The organism is Actinomadura sp. NBRC 104412 (genome assembly GCF_030269515.1).
Lineage (GTDB): Bacteria > Actinomycetota > Actinomycetes > Streptosporangiales > Streptosporangiaceae > Spirillospora.
This window is the reverse complement of sequence record NZ_BSTM01000015.1, coordinates 1-12,106: the sequence shown is the minus strand read 5'-3', so window position 1 is coordinate 12,106 and position 12,106 is coordinate 1. Positions and strand designations below refer to the sequence as shown.

Below are 12,106 nucleotides of genomic sequence, written 5' to 3'. Positions count from 1 at the left end.
GTCACTCAGGCTGGTTCGCCGGCATGCCCTCCGGTAGGGACTCGCCGAGCAGTGCGCTCAGCTCCGCGACCGCGCCGTCGTCGCCGAGACGGCGGAACAGTTCCAGGGCCTCACCCCATACCTTCCTCGCCGATTCCTCGTCTCCGGTCCCGGAATAGGCGCGACCAAGTGTGCGGAGTGCGTCCGCCAGGAACTCCCGCCAGCCGCGGGTGCGCCAGAGCCGTACCGACTCCTGGAGGTGCTCCGTCGCCGTCGCGTAGTCGCCGGAGGCGAGATCCAGCTCGCCGAGCACCTTCAGCGCGTCCGCCGCATGGTGGTCCATGTGATGGCGCGTGCTGATGGAGACCACCGTCTCGATGGTCGGGCGGGCTCGCTGGTCCCCGAGCGCCGTGTACAGCTTCCCGAGATACAGCAGCGAGAAGGCCGCGGCGTAGTGGTCCCTGTACGAGTGGCAGATGCGCAGGGACCGCACCAGCAGGTCATGCCCGCTCTCGATACGACCGGCCATGCAATGCGCGGCTCCGAGGAACTGCATCGCCGTCGCCTCGAACCGCGGATTGCCTTGGAGCCGGGCCAGGTGCAGGCAGCGTTCGAGGTGGTCGACGGCCGGCTCGATCTGCCGTTCGCCATGAGCGATCGCCATCACATGATGAGCGCGCGCCTCGCCCCCCAGGTGATCGTTCTCCTGGGCAAGCCGCAGCGCCTCCTCGCCTCGTTCCAGCCCCTGCGCCCTTTCGCCCATGGCGTTGAGACCCCAGCACTGCATCACCAGCGCGTCGGCCACACCCCGCCACTCCCCGATCTCGGCGAAGAGGCGTTGCAGGTGAACGGACTGCTCGTACAGCGAGATCATGGCCTCGTCGGCCCGGTCGCCGGGCATCCATGTGTTGATCTCAAGGAGCCCACGCAGCAGGACGGCCTCTCCTTTGCGGTTGCCCGCCTTCCGGCAGAGCGGGAGAGCCTTCTCGTGCATCCGGCGCCAGTCCGACGCCAGCCCCCGGACGTCGAGATACTTTTCCTGGGCCGCCGCCAGTTCCCAGGCCATCTCGTCCATGCCGAGCGCGCACGCCTGTTCCACCGCGGCGCTCAAGGCGAAACGTTCCGCGTCGAACCACGCGGTGGGTGCCGCCAGGAGTTCATCGGCGAGCGGCTGCGGCAGGGATGTGCGCGTGGCGGAGCCGTGGATGGTCGCATAGCACGGGCCGGGCACGAGGCCGGCCGCTCTTTCCGCCAGCCACAACCAGCCGCCGAGCGCCCGACGCACGGCCGCGGTTCTGTTCCCGGCGTCCTCGTCCACGTCCGCGCGCTCCCGCGCGTACAGCCGGGCCAGGTCGTGAAACCGGTACCGCAGGCGCCCGGTGTCGTCCGTCCCTGCGACGGTGATGAGCCTGGTGTCGACCAGGTCTTCGAGGTAGGCGGCGCCCGCCTCGAACGGGATGTCCAGCAGGGCGCCCGCGACCCAGTCGCCGAAGTCGGGTGCCCACAGAAGCCCGAGCAGGCGGAACAGCCGGCGCGCCTCGGCGGTGAGCCTGATGTAGCTCAGCGTGAAGCACGAACGCACGGCAAGGTCGCCGACGGCCAGTTCGTCGAGCCGGCGACGCTCGTCCTGGAGCCGTGTGGCGAGCCGGGCGAGCGTCCAGTGCCGACGGCCCGCGAGGCGGGCGGCCGCGATCCGCACGGCCAGCGGCATGTAGGCGCAGAGCCGCACGACCTCGGCCGCGGCCTCGGGCTCGGCCACGACGCGATCGCGGCCGGCGATCCTGGCGAGCAGTTCGATGGCCTGCGCCGGGTCGAACACCTCCAGGTGGGTGAGCGTGGCACCCTCCAGCCCGGTCAGCGGCACGCGGCTGGTGACCAGGGTGGCGCAGCCCGCGGCACCGGGCAGGAGCGGCCGCACGTACTGTTCGCCGGGAGCGTCGTCCAGCAGGACCAGCACGTTGCGCCTGGCCAGGATGCTCCGGTAGAGCGACACGCGGCTCTCCAAGGTCTCGGGTATCTCCCGTCCTTCGAGCCCGAGCGCCAGCAGGAAGCGGTTCAGGACCTGGGCGGTGTCCAGCGGGACGCCCTCCGGGTCGCGTAACTTCGCGTAGAGCTGACCGTCGGGGAATCGTTCCGCCAGCGCATGGCCGACATGCACGGCGAGCGTGGTCTTCCCGACGCCGCCCATGCCGGAGATGACCGCGACCCGTGCCGTGCGCCGGTCGGACAGCGTCCGCGACAGCTCCGCCACCTGCTGTTCCCTCGCGGTGAAATCGGGGATCCCGGGCGGTAGCTGGGCCGGCCTGGCGGCGATGCCCAGACCCGCGGGGACCGGCTCCTTCGGGCTGTCGCGGGCCAGCGTCGACAGATAGGCCCCGTACACCCGCTCACCCGGTTCGACTCCCAGTTCCTCCACCACGCGCTCCCGGAAGAGCCGGTAGCTCCGTAGCGCCTCGGCGACCCGGCCGTCGGCGCCCAGCGTCTCGATCAAGCTGGCCTGGAGTTCCTCGTGGAGGGGATAGGCCGCGGTGAGCGCCGTGAGCGCGTCGAGCGCGGCCGCCGGACGGCCGGCTGCGCGGCAGGCCATGGCCAGATCCAGGCCCGCGGTACGGACCTCGTCCTCGACGGCCCGTAACAGAGGGCTGGACAGGTCCACCATCGGCTGGTCCATGAGAACCGGCCCGCGCCAGAGGGTCATGGCGGCCGCCAGCGTGCTGCTCTGCCGCTCGATGTCCTTCTCCGCCCCCGCCTGTTCGACCATGTACCGGAATCGGGTGAGGTCCACCGCCTCCGCCGGCGCGGCGAGCCGGTAACCGACGCCGTCGTGCGCGAGCCGCCAGCCGCGCTCCGGGGTCGCGCCGAGCGACCTGAGCCACCGCCGCAGCCGGGAGACGCCGACCTGGACCGCGCCGGGACCGACCGTTTCGGAACGGTCCATCCAGATGAGGTCGATCAGCTGGGTCGCGGTCAGCGGCCGGTCCGCGGCGACGAGAAGGACGCCGAGCAGACCACGCAGAATGGGAGAACGCGGGGGAGTCACCGCCTTACCGTTCGCTTCGATCCGCAGCGGCCCTAATACGGCGAGATTCAGCGTTTCGGTGCGATTCTCCATGACCACCTTCGTCACGCTCTTCTTTTTTCCGGTTACGTTCCGTTATTGCGGCCCGGCGGAGCGATAAGACTTTCGTGGCAACGTGGACCATGCTGGGTGATTTTCGCGAAAAGTTGTCATATGGCGGTCATTGTCATATAACACCGGGGTGACTGACAAGACTCTCGCGATGACGGATGTGCCACCTTGGCCTGAACGGTCGTCGTCGCAGATCCGGCGGGCCAGGGCGGGCATCTACGCCATCTATGCCGCCGAAGGTCTCGCCTTCACCTCGGTGATCAGTCGCGGCCCGCAGGTGCAGCGGGCGTATCTGCTTGATGACACCACGCTCAATCTGCTGGTGGCACTGGTTCCGGTCATTGCCGTCGTCGGTGGGCTGGTGACCGCGAAGCTGACCGGAAGGGCCGGTTCCGGCACCGTCCTGCGCTGCGCCCAAGTGCTGTTCTACCTGTCCCTCCTGTCGATCGGGCTGGTGGATCGCGTGACGTTCCTGTTCATGGCGGTGGTGTTCTTCGGAATAGCGCTCGGGATGCTCGAGGCGGCGATGAACGCCCACGCCGTGGCGATCCAGCGGCACGCCGGGCGAAGCCTGATCAACGGCTTCTTCGCCACGTGGAGCGCGGCCGGTCTCCTTGGGGCGCTCTGGGCCTCGCTGTCCAACGAGCTGGACCTCTCGCTGACGGAGGGCTTCCTGGCGCCGGTGGTGCTGGGGCTGGTCACCGCCGCGATCACCGGTCCGCTGCTGCTGCCCAAGCGGCTGGAGGGCGGCGGGCATGGTGACAGGGGTGGCGGCAGGAATGGCGGCAGGGACGATGGCGCGGGGCGGCCCGCCGTGAGCGTGGCCGTCCCCTGGCGGCCGGTGCTCGTCATCGGCGGGCTGCTGGCATGCGCCTACGTCACGGAGGGCGCGGTCATGGGGTTCGGGGCCAAGTACCTGGGGGAGGAGCTGCGCGCGACGGCCACGGTCGAGCCGTTCGCGATCATCGCCTTCTCGCTGGCGACCCTCGCGGGCCGGGCCGTGGCCGATCTCGCCGTGCGCCGCCGGCGGCCGGGGCCGGTGGTCCGGGCCGGAGCCCTCACCGCCGGCGCCGGCCTGCTGTGCGTCTTCCTGGCACCGGCCCCCGCGATCGCCATCGCCGGTTTCGGGCTCACCGGGCTGGGGCTGTGCTCGGTGGCACCCGCCGCTTATGCCGCCGCCGGGCATCACGATTCCAGCGGTCTCGGAGTCGCCGTCGCGCGTGTCAGCGTATTCAGCTATGTGGGCACGATAGCGGGTACGGTACTGGTCGCCCTATTGCAACCACTGTCGAATTATCGTGTCTGCTTCGTGATTTCCGCGGTGCTTGTGCTGGTGGTCGTGCCGTTGGCGGGACGCTTCGATCCCGGCCGTGAGTCGCGCCCGCAGAGCCGCCGAGAGGCTGTAAGCGAACGGTAAGCCGAATCACCCACAATGGGTCCCGGTGGTCAAGGACGGACTCCGGAAGAGACGGAAATCCGTGTTCGGTGCGCCACGCGGAGTATGCAGGCATGCCGATCGTGGATTTCCCGGTCTTCGGCTTTTCCTGGGTAATCACCGCCTATCTGATCGATCAAGGCAGGTCAGCACGTCGATGCCTCGGTGAGGACATGGTGATGATCTCGGTTGACGAAACAGTGATGGACAGTGTCGTCGGTCATGCCGTCCGGGCGCCGGAGCGCCAGGCGGTGGTGTTCGTCTCCGGCGCGAGCGACCCTCTTCTGGCCGAGAGCCTTTCGTACGCGGAACTCGATCTGGGCGCCCGGGCGGTGGCCGCCTACCTGCAAAGCCAGATCGAACCGGGTGACCGTGTTCTGGTTATGCATCAATCGGGCATCGATTTCGCCAAGAGTTTCGTCGGCTGCCTGTACGCGGGAGCGGTGCCGATCGCCTGCCCGTTACCCGGCGGGTCCGGGCACCACCACCTGGCGCGGGCGACGGGGATCGCGCTGGACGCCGGATCTCGGGTGGCGCTCACGGACCCGGCGCACCTGCCGATCGTGCACGAGTGGGCCGACCAGGACGGGCTCGGCCGGATCGGCTGCCTGTCGACCGACGCGACGGCGGACCTGGCTCCCACACGGTGGAGGCCGCCCCTGCTCACCGCGGAGAGCGTCGCGGTGTTGCAGTACACGTCCATGGCGGGCGGCGACCACCGAGGCGTGGCGCTGTCGCACCGGAACCTGGCCGACAACGCGGCGAGGGCGGCGCGCCTGCTGGGCTGGCAGCCCGGGACGCGGTTGTGCAACTGGTTCCCGTTCCACCACGCCACCAGTCTGATCGCCTTCCTCGAGGCGCTGCTCCTCGGTGCCACCACGGTGCAGATGGAGCCCGCGGGCCTCGCCCGGCACCCGTCCACCTGGCTGGAGATCATCGATCGCTACCGCGCCGATGTCGCCATCGCGCCCGACGCCTGCTACGAGCTGTGCACCCGCCGGGTGAGCGACGAGGAGCTGGCCCGGCTCGACCTGTCCCGGTGGCGGCAGGCGGTCGACATCGGACGGCCGGCACGCGCGAAGACCATCGGCGAGTTCTCCGGACGCTTCGCGGCGGCCGGGTTCCGCCCTGAGGCGTTCGTCGCCGGGTACGGCCTGGCCGAGGCCACCATGATCGTGACCGGGGGTCCCGTCTGCGGGCCGCCGCGGGTGCTGCCCGCCTGCGTGGAGAACCTGCGGCGGGGACGGTTGGTCGCGGCCGAGGGCGAGGCGGGCGGGCTGGAGCTGGTCGCGCACGGGCCCGTGGACGGAAGCGACATCAGGATCGTCGATCCCGTCTCCAGAACGGTGCGGCCCGAGGGGGCCGTCGGAGAGGTCTGGGTTCGCGGCTCCGGTGTGGCCGGGGGCTACTGGCGTTCGGATCCTGAGCGGGACCAGGTCTTCGAGGCGACCACGGCCGAGGGCGAGCGCGGCTTCCTTCGTACGGGGGATCTCGGCGCGGTCCACGCGGGTGAGCTCTACCTCGTCGGGAAGCTGGACAAGCGCCTCGTCATCGGTGGTCGCATGATCCATCCGGAGGAGATCGAGCACCAGGTCCGCCGGCTGGGCGGCCTGCTCGGCCAGAGGATCCACCGGGTGTTCACCATCCCCCTGCGGGGCGGGGAGATCGCGGTGGCCCTGGAACTGGACACGGCCGCCGATCCGGACGTCGTGACCCGGTTGAAGAGCATCGTGCGGGCACGGCTGGCCCGGCGCTCCGGGCCGCCCGTCGCCGATGTGGTCATCGTGGAGTGCGGCACCCTCTGCGGCCTCTCCGGAGGCGGGCTGAGCCACGAACTGATGTGCCACCTGTTCGCGGCCGACGCGCTGGTGCCGCTGATCGAGGATCCGGAGCGAGCGGCGGGCCTCGGCCACCGGCGCGTTCCCACCGGCCCGCCGCTGCCCGCTCACCGTTGACGCGGGACGCGGGCCCGCCTCAGCCGGTCTCCAGCGTCAGGTCGGCGGGCTGGAAGAGCCGGTTCAGCGAGGCCCAGCGCTCCTCCGCCGTCTCGTCCCGGACCGCCAGGTCCAGCCCCACCGCGCGGACCAGATCGTGGAAGGCGTACCGGGGGTGGTCGGGCGACCGGCCTTCGCCGACGGCCTCGAGCAGCCGCGCGTCCACGAGCTCTTCCACGATCTCCCGCGCCTGTGCGATCGACGCGTCCAGCGCCAGCGCCACCGTCCAGATGCCGAAACGCGGCAGGTCCAGCAACGCCAGCAGCCGGAACGCCCGGCGGGCCGGCTCGCGGAGGAGGCGGTAGCTCTCCTCGATGCGGCCCCGGACCTCCAGGTCGGCGAGGGACAGGACGTCCAGGCGGCTCCGGCCGTCGGCCAGCGCGTCGGCGAACGAGCTCAGGGACCAGTGCGGCTTGGCCGCGAGACGGCCACCGGCGATGCGTACCGCCAGAGGCAGCCGGCCGCACAAGGCCACGATCCGTCCCGCGGCGTCGTGCTCGGCCGCCACCCGGGCCGTACCGATGATCTTCGCCAGCAGTCGCAGCGCCTCGGCATCGGTGAACATGGGCATGTCGACGAGCCTGACCCCGTCGATCGCGGTCAGTCTCGGCCGGGTGGTCACGATGGCGATGCTTCCGGGACCGGTCGGCAGCAACGGCCTGAGCTGCTGCTCGTCGGCGACGTCATCGAACAGCACGAGCAGCCTGCGGCCGTACGCCTTGCTGCGGAACAGCCGGACGCGGGCGTCGAGCCCGTCGGGTATCTCGCCGGCGCCGACCCCCAGCCACTGCAACATCGTGTCCAGCACGTCCGCGGGATCGGCCGGACGGGGTCGTGAACCGCGCAGGTTGACGAAGAACTGCCCTTCCGGATAGTCCCCCGCCGCGCGGTACGCGGCGTGCACGGCCGTCGCCGTCTTGCCCGCCCCGGCGGCGCCGGTGATGACGACGCGGTGCTTGGGGGCCGGCCCCGCTCCGGTCCCGCGGCCCAGCAACGCGCCGATCCGGGTGAGCTCCCGTTCCCGCCCGGTGAAGTCGGCGGTGTCCGGCGGCAGGTGAGTGGGCCGGACGTCGGCCCGGACCTCGGTCACGACGGGGCGGTGCTTCGCCTGACGCCCCGGCAATGCCAGGGTGCCGTCGGAGGCCAGGATCTTCTGATGCAGCGCCTCCAGCTCCGGGCCCGGGTCGACGCCCAGCTCCGCCGCGAGGAGGGCGCGGTGCTCCCTGTAGGTGGCCAGCGCCTCCGCGAGGCGGCCGCAGCGGTACAGCGCGAGCATGAGCTGGCCGCGGAACCGTTCCCTCAGCGGATGCGCCGCGACCAGGCCCATGAGTTCGGCCGTCAGCTCCTCGTGCCTGCCGAGGGCCAGGTCGGCCTCGATGCGGTCCTCCAACGTGGTGAGCTTGGTCTCCTCCAGTTGCGGGCGCCAGGCGTCGGCAAGGAACTCGGTCACCCCCGAAAGCGCGGGGCCGCGCCAGAGGACCAGGGCACGCCGGAGGTCCCCGGCGGCCTCCGCCGCCCTGCCGGCCGCCCACGCCGCCTGGGCACGGGAGGCGCGCTCTTCGAACTCGACGAGGTCCACGTGCGCGGTCCCCGTGAGCATGACGTACCCGGGCGGCTGCCTGCGGATCTCGACCGCGCAGCCCAGCTTTTGGCGCAGCCTGGAGACATAGGTCTGGATCTGCGCCTCGGAGGTGGTCGGCGGCCGGTCGCCCCACAGCATTTCCGTCAGCTTGATGTCGGAGACGACATGCCCGCGAGCCAGCACGAGCATTGCCAGTACGGTCCGTACCTTGGTGGCGCTCAACTTGATGCCCCCGTTGGGGGTCCGTACCTCCACCGGCCCGAGAAGCTGAATTCTCATAACCACCCCCTGCGCGATCGCGGTGGCGTAAGGAGGCTCTTACAGCGGGTGAACCCGATTCGCCCTCGGAATACTCCTCAGGGGCTGGACGAACTCGTCCATCACCTGTGGGCCGAGCAAGCGGGATCGCTTGTCGGGTGGCCGGGCGGTGGCGAAGGGTAATGAGAGACCGCGGTATCGATTCGGGAGCTGGATGATGTCATCGAAAGAGCCTCGACAAGCTAAGTAGTTCGGTCTTCCCTCAGCATGCTACGCCAGGCTCCACCCGTCAATATTGCACATGCACTCCTTATCCCGGGCGGTGCGGACTAAGGTGCCCTACAACCTGAAAAGGTCCCGCGTCCGGGCCATGTCCCGGCGGTCGGTATCCGGGTGATCCTCGCTGGCCACCATGGCTTCACCTGCTGTGAGTCGGGGGTTACGCGGGTTCCGGCAGTGCCGGCCCCGGCGGGCCGGACTATGACGGAGCGGGCATGAATGGCATGAGCATGGCGACCCCCGGCCGTATCTATTGTGTCGCGTCACAGGGCGGGACGCCGCCCCTATGCGGGCCGACAATCGGATTATCCGCAGCGGGCTATACTCCGCCTATACGAATTGGTTGCGCTCCGTCCGCTCCCGGTTGCGGCGAGTGCGGGTCGGTATTCTGATCTGGTGAGATGCGGCACCGGTTCCTTCGCGGCACGGGGAGGCCGGTCGGAGTCTCACTATTGATATATACGCGGTACGTGGACACTGGCGTACTCAATTGGAAGCAGAATCAATGACCCCGTAGTCTTGCCAAACCACCGGCTTTCGGCTCTTATGACTCCTATGCGAGCTGATCGGCTGTCGGGGGTGCTGATTCCCGACCGATGGCGGCATGTGACGCCCATGACCCGCGATGTGCTGGTCGCGGTCGCCGCGCTGGCATTGGGCTGCCTTCTGCTGCGGGCCGGAGTCGTTCATCGGCGTCCCGGGCCGGTCGACGCCGCATGGCTCGTCCCTCCGCTGATCCTGGCCAGCGGGTCGTTATCGCTGCGCCGGACCAGGCCACTGCTCGGCCTTGGGCTGGCGACGGCCGCGGCCGCCGCCGACATGGTGGCCGGGCCGTCGCTGCTTCCGGCGCTCATCCTGGCCAACCTGGTCTACAACGCGACCCTGTACGGAACCGCGCAGGCGGTGCCTTGGCTGACCGGCGGAGGCCATGCCGCGTCCGGGCTGGCGGCACTGCTCGTCCTGCTGTGCACGCGGTCGCCCCGAGACACCCTGCTGACCGCGGTCTGCGCCTACCTGGTGCTGGTGTGGCCGTCCACCATGGGGCTGACGGTACGCAGGCACCGCGAGCGCGCCGAGCAGGCGCGACGCAGGATCAAGGTGGCATGCCGCAGGTCGGTGATGCGCGAGAGGGCGCGGGTGACGGGCGACATCCACGACATCGTCTGCAACCACCTGAGCGCCATCGCGCTCCAGTCCACCGCCGCCATGGCCACCGCGCCACGCGACAACGAGAAGCATCTGACGGCCCTGGTCGGGATCCGGCGGAGCAGCCTGGAGGGCGTGGACGAGGTCCGCCGCATGATCGCGGCGCTGCGCACCGGCGCACGGGGACCGGAGTCCGCGCCCGCGTCGCTGGACCTGGTGCGGTCGCGCATTGAGCGCCTGGAGAGCCTGGGGTCACCGGCGCGGCTGCGGACGGTGGGCACCCCCGTCCCGCTTGAGCCGGACGTCGAGACGGCGGCCTGCCGGATTATCCAGGAATCGCTCACCAACGCGCTCAAGCACGCCCAAGGGGCCGCCGTCGAAACGACCGTCGCCTACCTGCCGGAACGGTTGGTGATCACAGTGGAGAACGGCCTGTCCGCCGCGCCCCCGGACCCGGCGCTCGGCGGCTCCGGGTTCGGCCTGGTCGGAATGGCCGAACGAGCCGCGCGGGTCGGCGGGACGTGCACCGCGCGGCGGGACGGGGACCGGTGGCGCGTGCACGCGGTGCTGCCGCTGACCCCGGCCGGCCGTGAACGTTCGGAACTCTCCTTGTCCGGGGGGTCAAGGTCATGACCATTCGTGTCCTCGTCGTGGACGACCACCTGCCCGTCAGGCTGGGGCTCACCATGATCATCAATTCGGTCGACGACCTGGAGGTGGTCGGCGAGGCCGCCAACGGCGAGCAGGCCCTGAGGCTGGCGCAGACACTCCGCCCGGACGTGGTGCTGATGGACATCCGCATGCCCGGGCTGGACGGGATCGCCACGACCCGGCGCATGTGCGTGCTGGGCGTGACCAACATCCTTCTGACCACGGCGTTCGACGCTGACGAGTACCTGTTCGGGGCGCTGCGCGCGGGAGCGGCCGGATTCATCCTGAAGGACACCGACGCCGACTCGCTGATCGCTGCGCTGCGGTCGGTGGCGAGCGGAGGCGGAGTCCTGTCTCCGAGCGTGACCCGGCGGCTGATCGCCGACTATGTCACCCGGATCTCGCCGTCGGAGGCGCGCGAGCAGCAGGCGAAGGTGCTGGAGCCGCTCACCGCGCGGGAACAGGAGGTGCTGGCCTGCGTCGGCCGCGGCCTGTCCAACCGCCAGATCGCCACCAAGCTGGGACTCGCCGAGAACACCGCCAAGACCCATGTCAGCCGCGTGCTGGCCAAGCTCAGGCTGAACAGCAGGGTCCAGGCGGCCATCCTCGCGCAGGAGCTCGACCTGGTCTGACCCGGCCCGTTCCGACTCTCAGGTGCGCTTCTTGAACGCGCGCAAGGAGAGTGGTGCGAAGACCAGGGAGATGCCCACACCCCAGGCGAGGGCGGTCAGGGCGTGGTCCATGACCGGGCCGCCCACCAGCAGGCCGCGCAGACCCTCGCCGAGGTGGCTGACCGGGTTGTGGGCCATGATCCAGGCGACCGGGCGCGGGACGCCCTGGGTCGAGGGAATGAGCGAGGTGCTGAGAAGGCTCAGCGGGAAGATCACGACAAAGCCGAAGATCTGCACCTTCTCCGGCTGGTCGACCTTCAACGCGATGTAGACCGGTGTCCACGAGAACAGCACGACGAACGCGAGCAACAGGACGAACGACATCAGCAGCGCCGGGACCGAGGTCTCGACCCGGAACCCGATGATGAACCCGACCACCAGCAGGACCAGCATCGACCACGCCTGCCTGGCGGTGTCGGCGACGATCCGCCCGGCCAGCGGGGCGCTGCGGCTGATCGGGAGGCTGCGGAACCGGTCGAAGACGCCCTTGGCGATGTCGGTGTTGAGCCCGAACCCGGTGGTGATCCCGGCGAACAGCGCGTTCTGCGCGATCATCCCCGGGATCACCACCGGCAGGTACGCCTCGACGCTGCCGGCCATCACGGGCCCGAACACGTAGGCGAACAGCAGCACGAACATGATCGGCTGGATGCTGAGATCGATCAGTTCCAGCGGGTTGTGCTTGATCTGCACCAGGTTGCGCCACGCCAGCGTCGCGGTATTGCGCACCGCCGTCCCCGGCGGCACCCGCCGCGTCAACGTCCGCGTCGAAGGCGCCGGCGGCGCCGCGATGCGCGTCGCGCTCACGCCGCCGCTCCTTGCCTGTCGGTGGTGCCGGCCAGGTCGCCGGTGTTGGTGTCGGTGTCGTGGTGGTCGGTGTGGTGGCCGGTGAGGGCGAAGAAGACCTCGTCGAGGCTGGATTTGCGCATCGACAGCTCGGTCAGCACGACACCGGCGTCGTCGAGGCGGCGGACCATGGCG

General features: G+C 70.0%; 7 protein-coding genes and 1 pseudogene. 4 read left to right on the top strand and 4 right to left on the bottom strand.

Annotated features, from left to right (window positions below):
• Nucleotide 1: 1 nt before the first annotated feature.
• Nucleotides 2-3,091, bottom strand: a complete 3,090-nt coding sequence (locus QSK21_RS19655) for an AfsR/SARP family transcriptional regulator (RefSeq protein WP_285697718.1) — start codon at nucleotides 3,089-3,091, stop codon at nucleotides 2-4.
• A gap of 148 nt (nucleotides 3,092-3,239) precedes the next feature.
• Between QSK21_RS19655 and QSK21_RS19650 the strand changes: the two genes are divergently transcribed.
• On the top strand, nucleotides 3,240-4,526 hold the full coding sequence (locus QSK21_RS19650; RefSeq protein WP_285697716.1) for an MFS transporter: 1,287 nt from the start codon (nucleotides 3,240-3,242) through the stop codon (nucleotides 4,524-4,526).
• 197 nt (nucleotides 4,527-4,723) lie between these two features.
• Nucleotides 4,724-6,499 (top strand): AMP-binding protein, encoded by a 1,776-nt coding sequence (locus QSK21_RS19645; RefSeq protein WP_285697714.1) that lies wholly within the window; start codon nucleotides 4,724-4,726, stop codon nucleotides 6,497-6,499.
• 19 nt (nucleotides 6,500-6,518) lie between these two features.
• On the opposite strand, the gene QSK21_RS19640 is transcribed toward QSK21_RS19645, so the two are convergent.
• Nucleotides 6,519-8,399, bottom strand: a complete 1,881-nt coding sequence (locus tag QSK21_RS19640; protein ID WP_285697711.1) for an AfsR/SARP family transcriptional regulator — start codon at nucleotides 8,397-8,399, stop codon at nucleotides 6,519-6,521.
• Nucleotides 8,400-9,212: 813 nt separating this feature from the next.
• On the opposite strand from QSK21_RS19640, the gene QSK21_RS19635 reads away from it, so the two are divergent.
• Nucleotides 9,213-10,436 carry a sensor histidine kinase gene (locus QSK21_RS19635; RefSeq protein WP_285697708.1) on the top strand — a complete coding sequence of 408 codons (1,224 nt, stop codon included), beginning with the start codon at nucleotides 9,213-9,215 and terminating at the stop codon, nucleotides 10,434-10,436.
• Entirely contained in the window at nucleotides 10,433-11,086 is a 654-nt protein-coding gene (locus QSK21_RS19630; RefSeq protein WP_285697705.1) for a response regulator, read from the top strand. The genes QSK21_RS19635 and QSK21_RS19630 overlap by 4 nt, the downstream gene beginning before the upstream one ends.
• Before the next feature lie 18 nt (nucleotides 11,087-11,104).
• On the opposite strand, the gene QSK21_RS19625 is transcribed toward QSK21_RS19630, so the two are convergent.
• Both QSK21_RS19625 and QSK21_RS19620 read right to left on the bottom strand, forming a co-directional pair.
• Entirely contained in the window at nucleotides 11,105-11,932 is an 828-nt protein-coding gene (locus QSK21_RS19625; RefSeq protein WP_285697703.1) for an ABC transporter permease, read from the bottom strand.
• Nucleotides 11,929-12,106: pseudogene (locus tag QSK21_RS19620) on the bottom strand (daunorubicin/doxorubicin resistance ABC transporter ATP-binding protein DrrA); the annotation flags it as partial. The gene QSK21_RS19625 and the pseudogene QSK21_RS19620, both read right to left, overlap by 4 nt.